Here is a 21,396-nt window from a genome sequence, read left to right on the forward strand (position 1 = left end):
TTGCGACAACTGTCAGGCGCGCAAAAAAGCCAGGGCCTGTGCGGGCGGCAGCGCCACCCGCATAGGCCCTGACTCACGTCCTCGTTTCAGCTCGCGTCGCCTTTGGCGGGCGCAGGCTGCCCATTCGAGCTGCGCACCAGACCCATCTGCACCGCGATGTACGCGGCCTCGGCCTGGTTGCGTGCGTTCAGCTTCCAATAGAGCGTGCGCGCGTGGCTCTTGACGGTGGCGACCGAGATGCCGACCTGCTGGCCGATCTCGCGCATGGTCTTGCCTTGCACGAGCAACTGCAGGATTTCCTCCTGCCGCTGCGTGAGCTCGCGCAGCTCTTGCACGGACGCGTGCGCGGTGCTGGGCGGCCGGCCGGCAGGTTGCGGGTAGCATTCGCCGCCCGCAATCACCAGACTGACTGCCGCGGCCAGCGCATCGGGGCTGGAAGCCTTGGGCAGATAGCCCGCGACCCCGGCGCGCGCACACGCGGCCATCACGTTCTGGTCCAGCGTTGAATACAGCACCAGCACCAGCCTGGGCATGAAAAAGGCCATGGCCTGCGATAGAAGGCCGATGTCCTCTTCCGCGGTGCCGCTGCAACCGATCACCAGCAATTCCACTGGCTTGTTGATCGAGCTGGACATATTAAGGAGGTGGGCTGGCGAGATGGCCAGGATATCGTCGGCGTTGCGCACACGTTCCAGCACATGCTGAATTGCGACACGAAGCAGAGCGTAGTCTTCGATCAGTACGGTTGTCATCCCGGGAAGAACCTTGTGACGCATGGCCCATTACGGTTCCCATGACGCTGGCGCGACGCCGCGCAATGCGCGGGTTCACGCGCGTCGCCAGGTTCAGGGGAATCCTGTCCGCAGCCTTGGGATTGCAGTGGCGAGACTAAGTGATTCGCCCTATCAATCCATGCTTGCGGACACAACTCATGCTATCAGCGGCTACGTTCGCTGAATCTCGTTCAGGAGGATGATTGGTGGCGGAAAGCGAGGCGACAGCGACGTGAACACCTGCTTTCTATGCCTTAGCCGTATTGGCTATGCGCGGTCCCGGCAGCGTTGGAACGGGCGTTCCTGCTGCCGGGCAGGCAGCGCAAACCTTGCTTAACCGAGCTTGCGCCCATAGATCTGCCCGGCATCCACTTCGCGACCATTCGGTTCATGCCATTCCAGGGTCGCGCCGCGTTGCAGCGCCGCGTACACGGCTTCGCCCTTGTTCTTGACATGCAGGCGTTGGTACAGCGTGCACGCGTGCGTCTTCGCGGTTGCCACCGAGATGTTCAACATCCGGCTGACGGTCTTGATGGGATAGCCCCTTGCAAGCAACACCAACACTTCGTACTGGCGCGGCGTGATCTGCAGGAGCTGTGCGCCCGCGCTGACCGGCATGGCGCCCTTCGCACCGCCTTCTTCCGCATCCCGCGACGGCAAGGCGCATACGGCGGAGGCCGGCGCCTGCAGCGCCTGTTCGCTCGGGAAGCATTGCCCGCCCGCCATTACCAGGCGGATGGCGGCCTCGAGGATCTCGACCGAAGCCGTCTTCATCAGGCAACCGTACACACTGGCGCCAGGCAGGCCTTGCACCGGCATGGGCAAGGGCATGACGTCCGTCAGAAGCAGAATCCGCTTGGGCGTCAGCACGCGCTGAATCTCGTGCAAGGCGCTCCATGCTTCATCGGTATCCACTGGCAATCCATAGATCAGAAGATCGGCGCCCGCGTGCACGCCGTCGGCCTTGGACACGTCCGCAAGGCCCATCCCCTCGATCTCCCACACATCATCCAACTTGCTAAGAATTTGCCACAACCCCAACCGCAGTAGCGGATGGGCTTCAATCAGGACCATCTTGGCCATGGTGTCCTCCCGGTTTTTCGACGGGCCTAGAAGGGATCTTCGCTGTGCTGAAGATATTATTTATCCAGCCCTGCGGGGGTGGTCCGCATATCCCGGAATATCTAATGAAGCTGAACCGGGACGTTTAGGCTGGTCGACTTTGGTAGCCAACATAACGGATGGCATGGAACCCATCTTATGGTTCGGATTTGTCAAAATCAAGACGTTTCAGGGCGATATAATCCGACAAAATCAGAAATCAATCGTTAGCCTTAATCATGTTCCTAAATACGGATGAGGAACCTCATCTCGTCCTTTTTACCGCTAGGGTTTTCACCAGCATCGCCCCGTTGCACCTGCGGTTCTCCCTATGAAACGGCCGCGGTTTGCCGGCCGGCCACGCCCGGAATGCCCGTGTTACAGACGAAAAAAAGCCACGTCGGGGCATCTGCCTGACGCGGCCTTGGGGTGCCGGATGGGGAGGGAAAGCTGTCAACTTGTATCTGTCGACACATCACGCCGGTGAGCGATCCCTTCAATCGAAATAACGGTAACATTTTTATTTTTACGCCCGCAGGCGTATTTACTCCATATAGGCGAAGTCAAATACCGTATGTCCCCCCTGATGATGCCAATGGTGCATTGAAGCATGGCGTTTTCTCAGGAAGTTAGCGTAGTGGATCTCGCCATCGGTTTCGACGTAAGTGGAAGGCGAAAGCTCCTCAATCTTGTTCAGCGAAACGCCCTTGCCGTAGTGACAGAAGCCTTGGTACTGGGCGCACCGGATCACGTCTCCGCCAGGCGAGACAACAATTCCGGCGTTGCGGGCGCGCATCGGGTTGCGCACGATCGGGTTGCAGGCGTGGGGCGTCCAGGACGTCGAGCGGGGCGAATCCGAGAAGAACGCGAACAGCTCGTCGCAGTGGCTCTGGCCGTCAGTCCGGTCGATATTTGTCAATAGCCACCAGTATTCGCCGTGTTTAAAAATAATGGTATCCACGGCAGAAATATTGGTCATCAGATTAACATCCAGCTCCCATTTCAGCGGAAATTCCGTACATTTCCATAGCTCGATACTGCGATTTCCGCACGTTTCCGGAACCATGTATGTCACGCCTTCGTGTTCAAAAATATACGGAAATGAAAGGTGATAAGGCAGGTTCAGCGCGGTGCCCAACAGCCGGAAAGCCCCGTCGGAGTATGTCGCGACGGAGATCGTGCCCTTGCGGGACGTAAAATCATAGTCCTCGAAAAATATATATGGTTTTTTGTCGTGCGTATAAACGAAGGGGTCCGCGAAAAACCGCCCCTTGGGCGGCTGCAATACCATCGCCTCCGATACCACCGCCTGCTGTCTCGCGGAGGGAAACATACCGATCCGCCACCGGACATTGCGTTTCATGATGCGCCGCACAACCAGATCCGACATTAACCACGCCTGGCGCGCAATATATGCGGCGCTGTCCCACTCTGCCGGGTCGGCGCGGCGCGGACCGCTCATGATCTGCATGGCAGGCGGCGCGACGCCCGGCCGGTCATGGGCCAGCGCCTGCAAGGCGTCATAGACCATGAAGTTTCCCAAACTGAAAGCGCGGGCCTGATTCTTCAGCCAGAACACTTCCGTGTTGAAACTGCGCTGGTCCAGGAGTTCGTCGTCTTCCTGCCGCGCGCCGATGCGCCAGAGTTTCACGGTGGTGTGATCTTCGCGCTGAAAGACCTCCCAGAAGCCGGCATAACGGCTGGTTGCCACCGCAATATCCGAATAGCTCAATTGCCACACGCCCAGCCGCGACCAGCTGGAAAGTTGCGAGCGCGTCGCGAGCGACGCGCCCAGCGTGATCACCAGGTCCAGCCCCAGCGCCTGCACCTCGCGGCGCGCCTGCGGATCCTCATCGCCGGGCGCCAGCGGAATGACCGCCGTGCCGGCCTGCTGCAGGCTGTCGCGCATGTCGCGGCAGGCCAGCATGTCGCGCTGCTTCTGCGGCAGCAGCTTGCCTTCCAGGCGCGACAGCGTGCCGAACAGCGCCTTCACGCTCAGCCTCGGTGCACTGTCGGCGACCTCTCCGTTCATCACCAGCAACGCCGTGAGCTCGAACTCCTGGCTGTGGAGTAGCCACTCAACCATCTCGTGCATCCAGCCGGGTTGCTCATACCCGTCAACCAGCAATCCCACCTTATACGTCGTCATTTCTCGTGCTCCTGTATCAGGGCGATTGGCCTGCCGCGCCGTGACTGCGCAGGGCCTCGCCCGGCACACACCCGGGGCAATGCTTTTATGTTCTCGCGCTGATACTGCGGGCTTTTGAGCGTGCGTTCCAGAGCGCATTCATCCTAGGACTGGTGTCCGAGGACATTCGGCTAAATCTCAACCTCCCGCGCGGGCCGCGCCTCATGCTTCTTCCCGGCAGGACCTCGTCCGTACGCACGATGCGAAGCGCGCACGCAGCAAAAGCAACACCACGGCCGCTAGCGCTTAGGGGTAAACCCTATTGGGGATAGCAGAGGCTCGCCTCTCATCCAAGGCTCCCGCATAATGCATTGAAACAAACGTTTGAATTCAACCTTATGCAAGAAATCCGCGCCACACCCACGAGAGAAGCCATCCTGGACACCGCCGAGTCCCTGTTCGCGCAACAAGGACACGAAGCGACGTCGATGCGCCAGATCACCGGCGCGGCCGGTGTGAACCTCGCTTCGGTGAACTATCACTTCGGCTCCAAGGAGTCACTCGTGCAGGCGGTGCTCAAACGCCGCCTGGAAGTGCTGAATCGCGAGCGCATGCGCCTTCTGGACGAACTGGAGGCGCAATCCGGCGGCAAACCCCTGAAGCCCTCGCAGATCGTCGATGCGTTCTTCGGCACGCTGCTGCGCCTGGCCGCCGATCCCGCGCAGGCCGGCAGCACGTTCCTGCCGCTGCTGGAACGCACGATGACCGATCCCACGGATTTCATCCGGGCCCTGTTCGCCGAGGAATACGCCGACGTGCTCGCGCGCTACCGCAACGCGCTGTTCGCCGCCCTGCCGGACGTGCCCCGCGCCGAGATCATCTGGCGTTTCCAGTTCATGCTGGGCGCGACGTCGTACGCGATCATGGGCACCGACCTGCTGCGCTCGGTCACCGGCCTGGCCGGCGACGAAGCCGAGCAGCCCAACGACCGCGAACTGCTTCTGCCGCGCCTGATGAGTTTTCTGCTGGGCGGACTGCGTTCGCCCTTGCCGCACGTGAACGCAAGCCCCGGAGGCGCCTGACCGCCGTCCACCGCCCGCCCGGCCGGCGCGCCCTCCTTCGAAGGCCGCCACGCACCTGAAGAACAACGAGGAGACAAGAAAATGTACGCAGTCATCGTCGCGCTGGTTGTCATTGCACTCCTGGCCGCCGTGTTGCTGGGCGTGCGCCCCATCCGGCGGGCGCTGTTGTCCGCGCCGATCTTCAACCTGTATCGCAAGGTGTTGCCGCAGATGTCGGACACCGAGCGCGATGCGCTCGAGGCGGGCACCGTCTGGTGGGAAGGCGAGCTCTTTCGCGGCCGGCCCGACTGGAGCCGTCTGCTGGCCTATCCCCGCCCGCGGCTGACCGACGAAGAGCAGCGCTTTCTGGACAACCAGGCCGAGACCGCGTGCCGCATGGTCAACGACTGGCACGTCACGCAAGAGCGCTTCGACCTGCCCGCCGACGTCTGGAACTATCTGAAGGCCGAGGGTTTCCTCGGCATGATCATTCCCAAGCAGTACGGCGGCCTTGCGTTCTCCGCCTATGCCCATTCCGAAATCGTGACCAAGCTGTCGACGCGTTCCTCCGCGCTGGCCGTGTCGGTCATGGTGCCGAACTCGCTGGGTCCGGCCGAACTGTTGCTGCATTACGGCACCGAGGAACAGAAGAACCACTATCTGCCGCGCCTGGCCCGCGGCGAGGAAGTGCCGGCGTTTGCGCTGACCAGCCCGTGGGCGGGTTCGGATGCGGCCGCCATTCCCGACAGCGGCATCGTCTGCAAGGGCGAATGGCAGGGCCGCGAGGTGATCGGCATGCGCGTCACGTGGGACAAGCGTTACATCACGCTCGCGCCCGTCTGCACGCTGCTTGGCCTGGCGTTCCGCCTGTACGACCCGGACGGCCTGCTGGGCGGCAAGAAGGACCTGGGCATCACCTGCGCGCTCGTGCCGCACGACCACCCCGGCGTGGACACCGGCCGGCGCCACTTCCCGCTGAACGCCATGTTCATGAACGGCCCGACGCGCGGCAACGATGTCTTCATGCCGCTGGACTTCATCATCGGCGGCCCCGCCATGGCCGGCCAGGGCTGGCGCATGCTGATGGAATGCCTGGCCGCCGGCCGCTCGATCTCGCTGCCTTCCTCGAACACCGGCATGTCCAAGCTGACGGCGCGCGCCGTGGGCGGCTATGCGCGCGTGCGCAGCCAGTTCCGCATGCCGGTCGGCAAGTTCGAAGGCGTCGAAGAGGCGCTGGCGCGCATTGGCGGACACACCTACATGATGGACGCCGCGCGCACCATGACGGCCGGCGCGGTGGACCTGGGCGAAAAGCCTTCGGTCGTGTCGGCCATCGTCAAATACCACGTCACGGAGCGCGCGCGCCAGGTCGTCAACGACGGCATGGACGTGATCGGCGGCAAGGGCATCTGCCTGGGACCGTCCAACTTCCTGGGCCGCGCCTACCAGCAGATCCCCATCGGCATCACGGTCGAAGGCGCCAATATCCTGACGCGCAGCCTCATCATCTTCGGCCAGGGCGCGATCCGCTGCCACCCCTACGTGCTGGCCGAAATGCAGGCTGCGCAATCGCCGGACCGCAAGCGGGGGCTGGATGATTTCGACGCCGCGTTCTGGGGCCACGCGGGCTTTGTGGTGCGCAACACCTTCCGTGCGCTGGGCACGTCGCTGACCGGCGCGCGGTTTGCCGCCGTGAACGCCGACGTCTCGCCCGCCATGAAGCGCTACTACCAGCTGCTGGGCCGTTATTCCGCGGCATTCGCGATGCTGGCCGACACCTCGATGCTGGTGCTGGGCGGCAGCCTGAAGCGGCGCGAGCGCCTGTCGGCGCGGCTGGGCGACGTGCTGTCGCAGATGTACCTGATCAGCGCCACGCTCAAGCGTTTCGAGGACGAAGGCCGGCAGGACGCCGACGCGCCGCTGGCGCACTGGTCCATCCAGGACGCGTTGTGCAAATTGCAGGACGCCTTTGACGGCGTGCTGGACAACTTCCCGAACCGTGCGGTGGCCTGGATCATTCGCCGCATCGTGTTCCCGTGGGGCCACAGCCAGATCCCGCCGTCGGACCAGCTTGGCCAGGACGTGGCCCGGCTGCTCATCAGCCCCAGCGCCACGCGCGACCGCCTGACCGCCGGCTGCCATCTGCCCGCCACCGCGGACGAGCCCGTGGGCGCGATCGAGCAGGCGCTGGCCGCCACGCTGGACGCCGAGCCGATCGAAGCCAAGATCCGCGAACTGGAAAAGCGCGGCGTGCTGGACGGAAATCCGCAAGCGAATGTGCGCGACATCGCCGACGCGGCGGTGGCCATCGGCGGCATCACCGCGGAAGAGTACGCGGTGGTCAAGCGCCGCAACCGCTTGCGCGACACCGTGGTGAAAGTGGATGATTTCCCCTTTGACCTCGGCGCCGCCGACGCGGACCGGCCCACGGCCGAACGCAAGGTCGCCTGAGGGAGGTAGCGGATGGCATTCAAACCGGTTTACGTCGTCGACGGTTCACGCACGCCCTTTTTGAAGGCCCGCACGGGCCCGGGCCCCTTCTCCGCCGGGGATCTGGCGGTGCAGGCCGGCCGCGCCCTGCTGCTGCGCCAGCCTTACGCGCCCACCGACCTGGACGAGGTCATCGTGGGTTGCGCGGCGCCCTCGCCCGAAGAAGTCAACATCGGCCGCGTGATTTCGCTGCGGCTCGGTTGCGGCGATCGGGTGCCCGGCTGGACCGTCATGCGCAACTGCGCATCGGGCATGCAAGCGCTGGATTCGGCCATTGCAAACATCCAGAACGGCCGGTCGCACCTGGTGCTGGCCGGCGGCACCGATGCGCTGTCGCGCGCGCCGGTGCTGTTTTCGGACGGCATGGTGCGCTGGCTGTCGCGCTGGTACGCCGCGCGCGGCGTGGGCGCCAAGCTCAAGGCGCTGGGCGGTTTCCGGCCCAAGCACCTGGCGCCCGTGATCGGCCTGCTCAAGGGCCTGACGGACCCGGTCGTGGGCCTGTCGATGGGTCAGACCGCCGAGAACGTCGCCACGCTGTTCAATATCGACCGCGCCGCCATGGATGCGTACGCGGCGCGCAGCCACCAGCGCGCGCTGGCGGCCCGCGCCGCCGGCATGCCCGAGGTCACACCGGTCATCGACATGCAGGGCACGCTGCACGCCGCGGACGACGGTGTGCGCGAAGACTCCACACCCGACAAGCTGGCCAAGCTCAAGCCGGTGTTCGACAAGCCGTGGGGCAACATCACTGCAGGCAACAGCTCGCAAGTCACCGACGGCGCGGCCATGCTGGCGCTGGCCTCGGAAGAAGCCGTTCGCAAATGGAACCTGCACCCGCTGGGCCGCATCATCGATTCGCAATGGGCCGGACTGGACCCCGCGATCATGGGCCTGGGCCCCGTGCATGCGGCCACGCCGATCCTGCAGCGCCATGGGCTGGGCTTGAATGACCTGGACCTGTGGGAGATCAACGAAGCCTTCGCGGCCCAGGTGCTAGGCTGTCTGGCCGCGTGGCGGGACGAGGCCTACTGCCAGGAAAACTTCGGCACGCCCGCCTGGGGCGAACTGGACCCCGCGCGCCTGAACGTCGACGGCGGCGCCATTGCCATCGGACACCCGGTGGGCGCCTCGGGGGCACGCATCGTGCTGCATCTGCTGCATGCGCTCAAGCGCCGCGGCGCGCGGCGCGGCATGGCTGCCATCTGCATCGGCGGCGGCCAAGGCGGCGCGATGCTGGTCGAAACCCTGGACGAGGACCGCCCATGACGACATTGGATACGCTTTCCCACTGGCGCCTGGACCACGACCCCGACGGCGTCGCCTGGCTGACCTTCGACCGCGCGGGCAGCGCGGTCAACGCCCTGTCGGCCGACACCATGGCCGAACTCTCGGTGGTGCTTGACGCGCTGGACCGCGATCCGCCCCAGGGCCTCATCATCCAGTCCGGCAAGGCGACGGGCTTCATCGTGGGCGCCGACGTCAACGAATTCGCCACGCTGGACACGCCTGAGCAGGCCCGCGGGCTGGTGTCGCGCGGCTGGAATCTCATGAACCGCCTGGCTGGCGTGCGCTATCCGACGCTGGCGCTGATCCAGGGGCATTGCCTGGGCGGCGGCCTGGAACTGGCGCTGGCTTGCCGCTACCGGCTGGTGGCGGACCAGCCCGGCGCCTCGCTGGCGCTGCCCGAAGTCATGCTTGGCATCTTTCCCGGCTGGGGCGGCATGCTGCGCCTGCCGCAGGTGATCGGCGCGCCGGCTGCGCTGGACATGATGCTGACCGGCCGCGGCGCCGATGCCCGCCGCGCGGCCGCGTTGGGGCTGGTGGACGCGCGCGTGCCGCCACGCCTGCTGCTGGCCGCAGCGCGCCAGACGGTCCTGTCGCGCAAGCCCGCCCGGCGCGCGCGCGGCCTGGGCGCGTTGCTGAACCGCTGGCCGCTCAAAGCCATCGTCGCCAACCGCGCCCGCAAGCAGATTGCCGCCAAGGATCCGCTGGGCCATTACCCGGCCGCGCCCGCCATCGTGGAAATCTGGGAAAAGCATGGCGGCAATGCGCTCAAGGCGCCCGACCTCATCGACCGCATCATTTCGTCCGGCACGGCGCGCAACCTGCTTCGCGTGTTCCGCCTGCAAGAGCGTCTGAAGGCCAACGGCAAGCAGCCCGGCGTTGCGCCCGCGCGCCATGTGCACGTGGTGGGCGCCGGCGTAATGGGCGGCGACATCGCCGCCTGGTGCGCATACAAGGGCATGACCGTGACCCTGCAGGACCAGGAGATGTCCCGCATCGCGCCGGCAATCAAGCGCGCCGCAGCGCTTTATACGCGGCGTTTGAAGGACCCGCGCCTGGCGCGCGCCGCCTTTGACCGGCTGGTGCCGGACCCGGAAGGCAACGGCGTGCCGCTGGCCGACGTCATCATCGAGGCCATCAGCGAACAGCCCGACGCCAAACGCGCGCTGTACCGGTCGCTGGAACCGCGCATGAAGCCGGATGCGCTGCTGGCCACCAACACGTCCAGCCTGTCGCTTGAAACGCTGCGTGAAGGCCTGGCGCGGCCGGAGCGTCTGGTGGGCATTCATTTCTTCAATCCCGTGGCCAAGATGCCGCTCGTGGAGGTCGTGCACGCGCAAGGCGGCGACCCCGACGCCCAGACCCGCGCCTGCGCCTTCGTGGGGCAGATCGACAAGCTGGCGCTGCCGGTCAAGAGCGCGCCCGGCTTCCTGGTGAATGCGGTGCTTGCGCCCTACATGCTGCAGGCCATGCGCAGCGTGGACGAAGGCGTCGCGCCGGAAACCGTGGACGCCGCGATGGTGGCCTTCGGCATGCCGATGGGGCCGCTGGAGCTGGCCGACACCGTGGGCCTGGACATCGCACGCGACGCCGGCGCGCAACTGGCCGGCGGCGCCGAGCCGCCACGTTGCCTGGCCGAGCGCCTGGCGCGCAACGAGCTGGGCAAAAAGAGCGGCAAGGGCTTTTACACCTGGCGCGATGGCGAGCCGGTCAAGCAGCGCGGCGCGGATCCCGCCGCCGCGCCCGCCGGCCTGGCCCAGCGCCTGATCCAGCCGCTCATCGACGCCACGCGCGAACGGGTCGCGGGCGGCATCGTGGCCGACGCCGATCTGGCCGATGCCGGCGTGATTTTTGGGACGGGCTTCGCGCCATTCACGGGAGGCCCCTTGCATTACGAAGCAGGCAGCACCAAGCAGGACCGCAGCACAGCGGCTCGCGCCGATTAGACCGGCGAAACCAGGCCGGCAGTGGAAGAGAGACACACATCCAACTCGAGGAGGCAGTACCATGCGCAGACGTCCATTGTCCCTGAGCACCCTGTCGGCCATCCTGGTCGGCTTGGGCGCATCCGCAACGTCCTACGGCGCCGGTTTTCAGCTCTTGGAGCAGAACGCCAGCGGCCTGGGCAACGCGTATGCGGGCTCGGCGGCAAACCCGGAGAATGCCAGCATCATGTATTTCAACCCGGCAGGCTTGACCTATCTGCCGGGCCTTAATTTCTCCGGCGGGGTAAACCTGATCAAACCGTCGTTCAAGTTTTCGGACAACGGCAACAGCCGCAACCCCAGCGCGCCGGGCATTGCCGGATCGGGCTTGAACGGTTCGGTTCCCACCGGCGGCAATGGCGGGGACGCGGGCCATCTGGGCGTCGTGCCCAACCTCTACGCCTCCTGGCAACTGAACGAGCAGTGGTACATCGGTCTGGGCGTGGGCGCACCGTTCGGCCTGATGACCGAATACGACGACGGCTGGGTCGGTCAATACCACTCGAACAAGTTCGACATCAAGACCATCAACGTCAACCCGTCCATCGCCTACAAGGTCAACGAGAAATTCTCGATGGGCTTCGGCGTGAACTGGCAACACATCGACGCCACCTACAAGAAAAAAACCGTGGTGCCCATCGCGGGGCTGCCGCTGGCCACCAATGGCGACGCCGACCTGAACCTGAAGGGCGATGCGTGGGGCTGGAACGTCGGCTTCATGCTGCAACCCACCGAAGACACGCGCATCGGCCTGTCGTACCGCTCGAAGATCAAGCACTCGGCCAAGGGCGACACCGACATCGACAACATCGGCCCCACCGGCCAGTCCGTGTCGTTCGACGCCAAGGCCAACGTCGACCTGCCCGATACGTTGATTCTTAGCGCCACGCACCAGCTCAACGAAAAATGGGAACTGCTGGGCGACGTGTCGTGGACCGGCTGGAGCAGCATCCCCCAGTTGAAGATCAAGAACTCGGGTCCGGGCGCGCGCGACGATGTGCTGCCGCTCAACTTCCGCGATACCTGGCGCGTTGCCGTGGGCACCAACTACAAGTTCGCCCCCGCCTGGAAGTGGAAGTTCGGCCTGGCGTTCGATCAGTCGCCGGTGCATGACGCCGCCGACCGTCCCACGTCCCTGCCCGACAACGACCGCTACTGGTTCTCGACCGGCGTGCAATGGGCCGCCACGAAGGACACCACGATCGACGTGGGCTACACCTATCTGTACCTGCGCAAGACGGACATCGACACCACGTCCGGCAGCGCGGCCACCAAGGGCCGTGTCGCGGGCACCTACGACAGCAGCGGCCACATCCTCGGCCTGCAACTCTCGTCCCGCTTCTAGCCGTGAACGGGGGACGGCCGCGCGCCGTCCCCCGCTTTTTCAGGAGACTCCCTTGAGCAAGTTCGTCGTCAAAAACGTCGCCGTGCTGGGTGCCGGCGTCATGGGCGCGCAGATCGCCGCCCACCTGGCCAATGCCGGCGTGCCGGTCACGCTGTTCGACCTGGCCGCCCGCGAAGGCGACCGCAACGGCACCGTCAAGAAGGCGCTGGCCGGCCTGAAAAAACTGGAACCCGCCCCGCTGGCCGGCGCCTCGCGCCTGGCGCTCATCACGCCCGCCAATTACGATGACGACCTCGCCCGCCTGAGCGGTTGCGATCTCGTCATCGAAGCCATCGCCGAGCGCATGGATTGGAAGACGGCACTGTACGAGCGCATCGCGCCGCACGTGGCGCCCGGCGCCATCGTGGCCTCGAATACATCCGGCCTGTCCATCGACGCGCTGGCCAACGCGCTGCCCGCCGGGCTGCGCGACCGCTTCTGCGGCATCCATTTCTTCAATCCGCCGCGCTATATGCGCCTGGTGGAGATCATTGCCACCTCGCACACGCAACCGGACGTGCTGGACCAGCTGGAAACCTGGCTGACCTCCGCGCTGGGCAAGGGCGTGATCCGCGCGCTGGACACCCCGAACTTCGTTGCCAACCGCATCGGCGTGTTCTCGATCCTGGCCGCCATGCACCACACCACGCGGCTGGGCCTGGCCTTCGACGAAGTCGACGCGCTGACCGGCCCCAAGATCGGCCGCCCCAAGAGCGCCACGTACCGCACCGCCGACGTGGTGGGGCTGGACACGCTGGCCCACGTGGTGGGCACCATGGAAAAGAACCTGCCCGACGATCCGTGGCACCGGTACTTCGCGCTGCCGGATTGGCTGTCGGCCCTGATCTCCAAGGGCGCGTTGGGCCAAAAGAGCGGCGCGGGCGTCTACCGCAAACAGGGCCGCGAGATCCAGGTGCTGGATCTGAAAAAGCAGGATTACGCGCCAGGAACGGGCAAGCTGGCCGATGACGTCGCCGCGCTGCTCAAGGAACGCGACCCGGCCAAGCGCTTTGCCGCCCTGCGCGCCAGCGAGCATCCGCAGGCGCAATTCCTGTGGAGCCTGTTCCGCGACATCTTCCACTACAGCGCCGTGCAGCTCGAGCACGTGGCCGACAACGCACGCGACCTGGACCTGGCCATGCGCTGGGGCTTCGGCTGGTCGCAAGGCCCGTTCGAAACCTGGCAGGCCGCGGGCTGGCAGGCCATCGCCGCCGCCGTGGCCGAGGACATCGCCGCCGGCCGCGCCATGAGCGACACGCCCCTGCCCGCCTGGGTGCTGGAACCGGACCGCCACGGCGTGCATGCGCCCGAAGGGTCGTATTCGGCGCGCACCGGCACGTTGCACCCGCGTTCCACGCTGCCCGTGTACGCCCGCCAGCTGTTCCCGGAACGCGTCGTGGGCGAAGCCGCCGACGATCGCGGCGTCACGATCTGGGAAAACGAAGGCGTGCGCCTGTGGAACCTGCCGCAGGTCGACGCCGGCATCGCCATCCTGTCGGTCACGTCGCGCAACCACACGCTGGGCGCCGAGGTGCTGGAAGGCGTGCTGCAGGCGGTGGCCAAGGCCGAACGTGAATTCGACGGCCTGGTCATCTGGCACGACGCGCCGTTTGCGGTGGGCGCCAACCTGCAGCAGGTGGTCGAAGCCTGCGCGGCGGGCCAGTGGGACATGCTGGAGGCCACCGTCGAAAAATTCCAGCGGGCTTCGCAGTCGTTCAAGTACGCGCAGATCCCGACCGTTGCCGCGGTGCAGGGCATGGCGCTGGGCGGCGGCTGCGAATTCCTGATGCACGCCTCGCACCGCGTGCTGGCGCTGGAAAGCTACATCGGGTTGGTCGAGGCCGGCGTCGGCCTCATTCCGGCGGGCGGCGGCAGCAAGGAGTTCGCCGCGCGCGCGGCGGCGCTGGCGGCCAAGACGGCCACGCCCGGCGAAGTCTTCCCCTACCTGCAACCGGTCTTCCAGACCATTGCGATGGCCCAGGTCGCCAAGAGTGCACTGGAAGCCATCGAGGCCGGCTTTGCCCGCGAACACGACATCGTGCTGTTCCATCCCGGCGAACTGTTGTATGTGGCCATCGGCCAGGCGCGCGCCGCGGCGCAGGCCGGCTACACGCCGCCCGCCCGCCTGCAGAACGTGCCGGTGGCCGGCCGCAACGGCATCGCCAATTTCGAGATGGTGCTGGTCAACATGCGCGAAGGCGGCATGATCAGCGCGCACGACTACCGCGTGGCCCGCAGCGCGGCCGTCGCGCTGTGCGGCGGCGAGGTCGAGACCGGCACCAAGGTCGACGAAGAATGGCTGCTGGCCGTGGAGCGCAAGGAATTCGTGGCGCTGCTGCGCACGCCCGAGACCCAGGCGCGCATCCGCCACACCCTGGAAACCGGCAAGCCGCTACGGAATTGATCCCCCCCAGGCGCCTGCGGCGCTTCCCCCAGGGGCGCCGCAAGCGGACCGGCAGAGCCGGATCCGCGCGGCCCCGCTTGCGGGAGACCATTTTGCGCGGGGGTCCGATTGATATATCTCGCTATTGTTAGTTGAGGAAATGGATATGAGCACGCAGATCCAAGACGCCTACATCGTTGCCGCCACGCGCCTGCCGGTGGGCAAGCGCAATGGCGCCTACATCACCACCCGACCCGACGACATGCTGGCCGCCGCGCTGAACGGCGCGCTGGCGCAGGCGCCCGGGCTGGACGCCGCCCGCATCGACGACGTGATCGCCGGATGCGCCATGCCCGAGGCCGAACAGGGCATGAACGTGGCCCGCATCAGCCTGCTGCTGGCCGGCCTGCCGCAAAGCGTGGCGGGCGTCACCGTCAACCGCTTCTGCGCGTCGGGACTGCAGGCCGTGGCGGACGCCGCCGCCCGCATTCGGCTGGGCGAGGCCGACATCATGATCGGCGCGGGCACCGAATCCATGAGCGCCATGCCGCAGATCATGGGCAACAAGGTGTCCATGAACCCAGCCATCTTCGCCCACGAAGAAAACATCGGCATGGCGTTCGGCATGGGCCTGACCGGCGAAAAGGTCGCCGAGCGCTGGAAGGTGTCGCGCGAGGATCAGGACGCCTTTGCGCTGGCCTCGCACCAGAGGGCCTGCGCGGCGATTGCCGCCGGCCACTTCCGTGCCGAGACCACGCCCTTTGAGGTCGTCACGCACCTGCCGGACGGCGCCAGCGGCGCGGTGCGCGTCGCGCGCCGCCTCGTCGAGGTCGACGAAGGCCCGCGTCCCGACAGCAGCCTGGAAGCGCTGGCGCGGCTCAAGCCGGTCTTCTCCACACGCGGCAGCGTCACGGCGGGCAACAGCTCGCAGATGTCGGACGGCGCGGCGGCCGTGATCCTGGTGTCCGATCGCATCCTGCGCGAGTTCAACCTGAGCCCGCTGGCGCGCTTCGTGGGCTTTGCCGTCGCCGGTGTGCCGCCCGAGGTCATGGGCATCGGCCCCGTCGCCGCCATCCCGAAGGTGCTGGAACGCGCCGGCATCAAGCAGGACGCGCTGGACTGGATTGAGCTCAACGAAGCGTTCGCGGCCCAGTCGCTGGCCGTGATCCGCGAGCTGAACCTGGATCCGGCCAAGGTCAACCCGCTGGGCGGGGCCATTGCGCTGGGCCACCCGCTGGGGGCCACGGGCGCGATCCGCACCGCGACGATCACGCACGGGCTGCGCCGCACCGGCGGCAAGTACGGGCTGGTCACGATGTGCATCGGCACCGGCATGGGCGCGGCCGGCCTGTTCGAGGCCATGTAGCCAGGCGGCGGCCAGCGTGAAGCCCTACTGGTTCAAGAACCTGTCGCCCGAGTGGCGCGCGCGGCTGATGCGGGTGGGCTTCAACCTGCATCCGGCCTTTCGCGCCACCGGCGGCCGCGTGCTGCACGTGTCGCCGGACTTCCAGCACATCCGCATCAAGCTGCCGCTCTTGCGCCGCACCCGCAACATCGTGGGATCGATGTACGGCGGCTCGCTCTTTGCGGTAACCGACGGCGCCCACCCGACCATGCTGATGTCGGCGTTGGGCCCGGATCACATCGTCTGGGACAAGGAGGCCTCCATCCGTTTCCGCAAGCCCGCCTACACCACGCTGTATGTCGACTTCCGGCTGCCGCCGGGCGAGATCGCCGAAATCCGGCGCCTGCTCGCCACGCACCACGAAACGACCCGCACCTACACGGTCGAACTGAAAGACAAGGACGACGTCGTGTACGCCGTCGTGGAACGCACGATCTACATCGCAGACAAGAAGTTCTACAAGCAGAAGAACACTGGAGGTGACAAATGCGTTTCAACCCCGGAGGGCGCACCGCCGCCCTGAGCCTGATTTTCGCGGCCTGCCTGGCGGGCGCGCCCGCCTTTGCCGACGTGGACGTTGCCGGCGTGCGCGTGCCCGAACAGCTTGCCGAAGGCAGCCAGGCGATGACGCTGAACGGCGCGGGCATGCGCACCCGCTTCGTCGTGAAGGTCTACGTGGCCGCGCTGTACGTCACCACGAAAAGCCACGACGCCGCGGCACTCATTGACAGCACGCAGCCGCGCCGCATGCGGCTGCGGATGCTGCGCGACGTGGACAGCAAAAGCCTGGACGGCGCGCTGCAGGACGGATTGCGAGACAATACGAGCTCGCAGGAACTTGCCGCGCTGATAGCGCCCGCCGAGCGCCTGTCACGCTTGATGAGCGACATCGGCGCCGCCCGCGAGGGCGATGTCATCGATCTGGACTTCGATGCCCGCGGCGTCGCCATTGCCAGCAACGGCAAGCCGCGCGGCCGCATCGACGATCCCGCCTTCGCCCGCGCCCTGCTTCGCGTCTGGCTGGGCGACAGCCCCGCGCAGGCCTCCCTGAAGAAAGCCCTGCTGGGCAACTAGGGCCTTGCGCCCCAACGGAACCGCAAGACATGGAACGAATCTGGCACAAGAGCTATCCCTACGGTGTGCCCGCCGAGATCGGGACCGACAGCGCGACCACCCTGGTGACGATCATCCAGGAAAGCTTCCGGCGCTTTCCCGGCAAGACGGCCTACATCAGCATGGGCAAATCGATCACCTATGCCGAACTGGACGCGCTGACGCGACGCTTCGCCGCATGGCTGCACGCGAACGGGCTTGGCCGCGGCGACCGCGTCGCGCTGATGATGCCCAATCTGCTGCAGTACCCCGTCTGCCTCTTCGGCGCCCTGCGCGCCGGCTGCATCGTGGTGAATTGCAACCCGCTCTACACCGCGCACGAGCTTGAACACCAGCTTGCCGATGCGGGCGCGCGCGCCATCGTGGTCGCGGACAACTTTGCGGCCACACTGCAAAAGGCGTTGCCCGCCACGCAAATCGAGCGTGTGCTGGTGACGTCCATCGGCGAGATGCTGGGTCCCATCAAGGGTCGTCTTGTGGACTTTGCCGTGCGGCGCGTCAAGCGCATGGTGCCGGCGTGGTCGCTGCCCGGATCGCAGAAACTGGGCGATGCGCTGCGCCAAGCCCGCGACCTGCCGTTCGCCGACGTGCCGCTCACGGCTGCCGACCTGGCGTTCCTGCAGTACACGGGCGGCACGACCGGCGTGGCCAAAGCCGCCATGCTGTCGCACGGCAACCTGGTGGCAAACGTCAGCCAGGCCTACGCCTGGGTCAGGCCCCTGGTGAAAGACGGCGAGGAATGCATCGTCACAGCCCTGCCGCTGTATCACATCTTTGCGCTGACGGCGAACTGCCTGACGTTCATGAAACTGGGCGCCAGCAACCTGCTGATCATCAATCCGCGCGATATTCCGGGGCTGATAAAAGAGATGGGCAAGGTGCCGTTCTCGGCATTCACTGGCGTGAACACGCTCTTTAACGCGCTGCTCAACCACCCGGATTTTGCCCACCTGGATTTCTCGCGGCTGCGCTTGACGATGGGCGGCGGCATGGCGGTGCAGCGCTCGGTGGCAGACCGCTGGCGCGCCGCGACGGGCGTGTCGATCGCGCAGGCTTACGGGCTTACGGAAACGTCGCCCGCCGTCACCATCAATCCCCTGGACACCAAGATCTTCAACGGGTCCATCGGCTTGCCCGTCCCCTCCACCGACCTGTCGATCCGCGACGACGCCGGCCGCGAACTGGGAGTCGGGGAAAACGGCGAGATCTGCGTGCGCGGCCCGCAGGTCACGCAGGGCTATTGGAACCGGCCGGACGAGACGGCGCTGGTCATGTACCCGGACGGCTTCCTGCGCACGGGCGACATCGGCTACGTCGACGAGACGGGCTATGTCTATCTGGTCGACCGCAAGAAGGACATGATCCTGGTGTCGGGCTTTAACGTGTACCCGAACGAAGTCGAGGACGTGGCCGCGCTGCACCCGGGCGTGCGCGAGGTGGCGGCGGTGGGCGTGCCTGACGAGCGCTCCGGCGAGGCGGTCAAGCTCTACGTCATCCGCAAGGATCCCTCGCTGGACGCGGACACGTTGATCGCGCATTGCCGCACGCAGCTCACGGGGTACAAGGTGCCTCGGTACATCGAATTCCGCGACGACCTGCCGCGCACCACCGTGGGCAAGATCCTGCGGCGCGAACTGCGTCCGGACGCGCAAGGCGCGGCGCCGGCCATTGCGCCCCACGCGGCCACCGACCCCATCGGCAACGCCGCCGCCCCCGCTCCCGCCATCACCCGCCAGGCGACCGGCCAGGACTGATCGGCGCGGGCGCCCCGCCTTTCCGCCCACCCGGCACTGTCGCACGCCGGCAACAGCGCCCGCGTCGGCCCCGGGCGCGGTCCTGCGCGTCAACTCGCTGAATTCGCAAGGCTTTTCTTCGGCAATTCCCAAAGCCCCGCGCTGCCGCAGGGCTTTTTTTACATCTTCCCCGACGTCCGCTATTGGCTGTGTCCATCAACACAATTAATAATAGTTATCGTTGTTATTTCTATGAGTAACTGGACGCGCCCTTAGCCGCGCCAGTGGGGAGATCCTTTTGAAACGCCATCACACTCCGGCCGCCCTGCGCGCGCGGCTGCGCCCCCGTGTTCCCGCCGCGGCCGCGCTGGCCGCCTGCCTGGGCGCGGGCGCCGCGCACGCGCAACCCGAGCAGCCCGCCACGCTGCCCGCCGTGCAGGTCCTCGGCACTGGCGAGACCGCCACCGGCCCCGTCGACGGCTACGTCGCCCGGCGCAGCGCCACCGGCACCAAGACCGACACGCCGCTGTCCGAAACGCCGCAAGCGATCACCGTGATCCCGCGCGAGCAGATCATCGACCAGGGCGCGCAGAACGTGCAGGACACGATGAACTACGCGGCTGGCGTGCGTCCGAATGCCTACGGCGTGGACAACCGCGGCGATTACGTGCGCGTGCGCGGCGTGGAGCCCGTGCAGTACCTGGACGGCCTGCGCCAGTTCTTCAACTACAACAACCCGCGCACCGAGGTCTACGGCCTGGAACGCGTCGAGGTGCTGCGCGGCCCGGCGTCGATGCTGTACGGACAGGGCAGCACGGGCGGCATCGTCAACCTGGTCAGCAAGCGCCCGCAGGCCGAACAGCAGGGCGAAATCGGCGTGCAGCTGGGCAACTTCAACCGCCGCGAAATCCAGGCGGACATCACCGGCCCGCTGACCGAGGACGGCCAGTGGCTGTACCGCGTGGTGGCCCTGGGCCGCGACAGCGACACGCAGGTGCAGTACGCGCAGGACGACCGGATGTTCCTCGCCCCGTCGCTCACATGGCAGCCCAGCGCAGCCACCTCGCTCACGCTGCTGGCCTCGTGGCAGAAGGACCGGTCCGGCACGACGCAATCGTTCCTGCCCTGGAGCGGCACCGTCGACCACAATCCGAACGGCCGCATCCCCACGCGCCGCTTCGCCAGCGAGCCGGGCTTTGACGCCTACGACACCGAGCAATTCAACGTGGGCTGGCTGTTCGAACACCAGTTCAACGACACCTGGAAGGTCCGCCAGAGCTTTCGCAATACGGTCAGCAGCGTCGACTACAAGTCGCTCTATCCGAACGTTTATGGCGACCGCCGCGGCGATTCGTACATCGACGACGCGCAGACCACCGTCGACCGCTACTACTACATCAACAAACCCCGCATGCGCACCCTGCTGGCCGACCAGAACCTGGAAGGCAAGCTGAACTGGGGCCGCACGCAGCACACCGTCATCGTGGGCATGGACTACACGCGCTACCGCGAAACCAGCCAGTCCGACAGCGGGCTGGGATCGCCGCTGAACCTGTACCACCCGGTATACGGCAACGCGCCGGACTACACGCTGACCGACACGCCCAAGCAGCGGCAGCAGCAAATAGGCTTCTACGCGCAGGACCAGATCACGTTCGACAAGAACTGGATCCTGCTGGCGGGCATCCGCCGCGATCGTGTCGAAAGCACGACCGAGGGCCAGGACAAGGAAACCGACCAGGCCACCACCAAGCGCTTCGGCCTGATGTACGCGGCCGACAACGGCTGGTCCCCCTACGTGAGCTACAGCGAGTCCTTCACCCCGATCGCGGGCGCGGACTTCTACAACCAGCGCTGGAAGCCCATGCGCGGCAAGCAGTGGGAAGTGGGCCTGAAGTACATGCCGCCCGGCGCCGACCTGGAATTCACGGCGGCGGCGTACGACCTGCGCGAAAGCAACCGCCAGACCAACGATCCGGACAACCCCAACAACCAGATCCAGGCAGGCAAGACGCGCACGCGCGGCGTCGAACTGGAGATGCGCGGCCGCGTCACCCAGAATGTGGACGTGATCGCCAACTACATCTACACGGACATCGATCCGCAGCTTGAGGGCATGCCCAAGCACATGGCGTCGCTGTGGGGCAAATACCGCTTCACGCTCGCGGGCCAGCCCGGCTTCGCGGTCGGCGCCGGCACCCGCTTCCTGTCCAAGTTCCGCGACGGCGGCGCGCCGGAAACGCCGTCGGTGACGCTGTTCGATGCGATGGTCAGCTACACCAACGGACCGTGGCGCTACGCGCTCAACGTCAACAACATCGCGGACCGCACGTATGAAGTGGTGTGCCTGGACCGCGGAGACTGCTTCTACGGCGCGCGCCGCACGGTCATGTTGAGCGGCGCCTACCGCTTCTGACGTCCAAACCGTCCCCATATCCGGGACGGATACCGCGGGTCAACCTGTACGTACATGCTGTACGTACAGGTGTACACTACGATTTTTTCAACCGTCCGACAGACGCGCGCATGAACGTCTGCAACCCAGAAAAATCGTCC

Annotated in this window: 14 protein-coding genes; 11 read left to right on the top strand and 3 right to left on the bottom strand. The window is 66.1% G+C overall.

The features are described 5' to 3' along the window. Window positions 1-86: 86 nt before the first annotated feature. From H4P35_RS17465 to H4P35_RS17475, 3 genes are all read right to left on the bottom strand, one after another. Entirely contained in the window at window positions 87-752 is a 666-nt protein-coding gene (locus H4P35_RS17465; RefSeq protein ID WP_180098297.1) for a response regulator transcription factor, read from the bottom strand. A gap of 354 nt (window positions 753-1,106) precedes the next feature. Next, window positions 1,107-1,856 (bottom strand): response regulator transcription factor, encoded by a 750-nt coding sequence (locus H4P35_RS17470; RefSeq protein WP_056323666.1) that lies wholly within the window; start codon window positions 1,854-1,856, stop codon window positions 1,107-1,109. 562 nt (window positions 1,857-2,418) lie between these two features. Further along, the gene (locus tag H4P35_RS17475) at window positions 2,419-4,023 is read right to left on the bottom strand and encodes a hypothetical protein (RefSeq protein WP_142054411.1); all 1,605 of its coding nucleotides are present in this window, start codon (window positions 4,021-4,023) and stop codon (window positions 2,419-2,421) included. Between the two features lie 377 nt (window positions 4,024-4,400). On the opposite strand from H4P35_RS17475, the gene H4P35_RS17480 reads away from it, so the two are divergent. From H4P35_RS17480 to H4P35_RS17530, 11 genes are all read left to right on the top strand, one after another. Then, entirely contained in the window at window positions 4,401-5,084 is a 684-nt protein-coding gene (locus H4P35_RS17480; protein ID WP_226846360.1) for a TetR/AcrR family transcriptional regulator, read from the top strand. 81 nt (window positions 5,085-5,165) lie between these two features. Beyond that, window positions 5,166-7,514: an acyl-CoA dehydrogenase gene (locus H4P35_RS17485; RefSeq protein WP_226846361.1), complete on the top strand. Its 2,349-nt coding sequence runs from the start codon at window positions 5,166-5,168 to the stop codon at window positions 7,512-7,514. Window positions 7,515-7,526: 12 nt separating this feature from the next. After that, window positions 7,527-8,819, top strand: a complete 1,293-nt coding sequence (locus H4P35_RS17490) for an acetyl-CoA C-acetyltransferase (RefSeq protein WP_226846362.1) — start codon at window positions 7,527-7,529, stop codon at window positions 8,817-8,819. Further along, on the top strand, window positions 8,816-10,783 hold the full coding sequence (locus H4P35_RS17495) for a 3-hydroxyacyl-CoA dehydrogenase NAD-binding domain-containing protein (protein ID WP_226846363.1): 1,968 nt from the start codon (window positions 8,816-8,818) through the stop codon (window positions 10,781-10,783). Before H4P35_RS17490 ends, H4P35_RS17495 begins: the two co-directional genes overlap by 4 nt. Window positions 10,784-10,844: 61 nt before the next feature. Continuing rightward, the gene (locus tag H4P35_RS17500; protein WP_180098293.1) at window positions 10,845-12,167 is read left to right on the top strand and encodes an OmpP1/FadL family transporter; all 1,323 of its coding nucleotides are present in this window, start codon (window positions 10,845-10,847) and stop codon (window positions 12,165-12,167) included. Between the two features lie 52 nt (window positions 12,168-12,219). Beyond that, a complete protein-coding gene (locus tag H4P35_RS17505) occupies window positions 12,220-14,610 on the top strand; it encodes a 3-hydroxyacyl-CoA dehydrogenase/enoyl-CoA hydratase family protein (RefSeq protein WP_226846364.1) in 2,391 nt (796 codons plus the stop codon). Between the two features lie 145 nt (window positions 14,611-14,755). Continuing rightward, window positions 14,756-15,955, top strand: a complete 1,200-nt coding sequence (locus H4P35_RS17510; protein ID WP_226846365.1) for an acetyl-CoA C-acyltransferase — start codon at window positions 14,756-14,758, stop codon at window positions 15,953-15,955. Window positions 15,956-15,971: 16 nt separating this feature from the next. Further along, a complete protein-coding gene (locus H4P35_RS17515) occupies window positions 15,972-16,517 on the top strand; it encodes a PaaI family thioesterase (protein WP_226846366.1) in 546 nt (181 codons plus the stop codon). Continuing rightward, a complete protein-coding gene (locus tag H4P35_RS17520; RefSeq protein ID WP_180098290.1) occupies window positions 16,481-17,068 on the top strand; it encodes a chalcone isomerase family protein in 588 nt (195 codons plus the stop codon). Before H4P35_RS17515 ends, H4P35_RS17520 begins: the two co-directional genes overlap by 37 nt. 29 nt (window positions 17,069-17,097) lie before the next feature. Next, window positions 17,098-18,861: an AMP-binding protein gene (locus H4P35_RS17525; protein ID WP_276558097.1), complete on the top strand. Its 1,764-nt coding sequence runs from the start codon at window positions 17,098-17,100 to the stop codon at window positions 18,859-18,861. Between the two features lie 277 nt (window positions 18,862-19,138). Beyond that, window positions 19,139-21,256 (top strand): TonB-dependent siderophore receptor, encoded by a 2,118-nt coding sequence (locus tag H4P35_RS17530; protein WP_370638931.1) that lies wholly within the window; start codon window positions 19,139-19,141, stop codon window positions 21,254-21,256. Window positions 21,257-21,396: the final 140 nt, after the last annotated feature.

It is taken from the genome of Achromobacter sp. 77 (genome assembly GCF_020541125.1).
In the GTDB taxonomy this organism is placed as follows: domain Bacteria; phylum Pseudomonadota; class Gammaproteobacteria; order Burkholderiales; family Burkholderiaceae_B; genus Achromobacter; species Achromobacter mucicolens.

What these genes read in the sequence shown, in the direction of transcription:
- H4P35_RS17465 (WP_180098297.1), bottom strand. Translation starts at nt 752, where the DNA reads ATGACAACCGTACTGATCGAAGACTACGCTCTGCTTCGTGTCGCAATT.
- H4P35_RS17470 (WP_056323666.1), bottom strand. Translation starts at nt 1,856, where the DNA reads ATGGCCAAGATGGTCCTGATTGAAGCCCATCCGCTACTGCGGTTGGGG.
- H4P35_RS17475 (WP_142054411.1), bottom strand. Translation starts at nt 4,023, where the DNA reads ATGACGACGTATAAGGTGGGATTGCTGGTTGACGGGTATGAGCAACCC.
- H4P35_RS17480 (WP_226846360.1), top strand. Translation starts at nt 4,401, where the DNA reads ATGCAAGAAATCCGCGCCACACCCACGAGAGAAGCCATCCTGGACACC.
- H4P35_RS17485 (WP_226846361.1), top strand. Translation starts at nt 5,166, where the DNA reads ATGTACGCAGTCATCGTCGCGCTGGTTGTCATTGCACTCCTGGCCGCC.
- H4P35_RS17490 (WP_226846362.1), top strand. Translation starts at nt 7,527, where the DNA reads ATGGCATTCAAACCGGTTTACGTCGTCGACGGTTCACGCACGCCCTTT.
- H4P35_RS17495 (WP_226846363.1), top strand. Translation starts at nt 8,816, where the DNA reads ATGACGACATTGGATACGCTTTCCCACTGGCGCCTGGACCACGACCCC.
- H4P35_RS17500 (WP_180098293.1), top strand. Translation starts at nt 10,845, where the DNA reads ATGCGCAGACGTCCATTGTCCCTGAGCACCCTGTCGGCCATCCTGGTC.
- H4P35_RS17510 (WP_226846365.1), top strand. Translation starts at nt 14,756, where the DNA reads ATGAGCACGCAGATCCAAGACGCCTACATCGTTGCCGCCACGCGCCTG.
- H4P35_RS17520 (WP_180098290.1), top strand. Translation starts at nt 16,481, where the DNA reads ATGCGTTTCAACCCCGGAGGGCGCACCGCCGCCCTGAGCCTGATTTTC.
- H4P35_RS17525 (WP_276558097.1), top strand. Translation starts at nt 17,098, where the DNA reads ATGGAACGAATCTGGCACAAGAGCTATCCCTACGGTGTGCCCGCCGAG.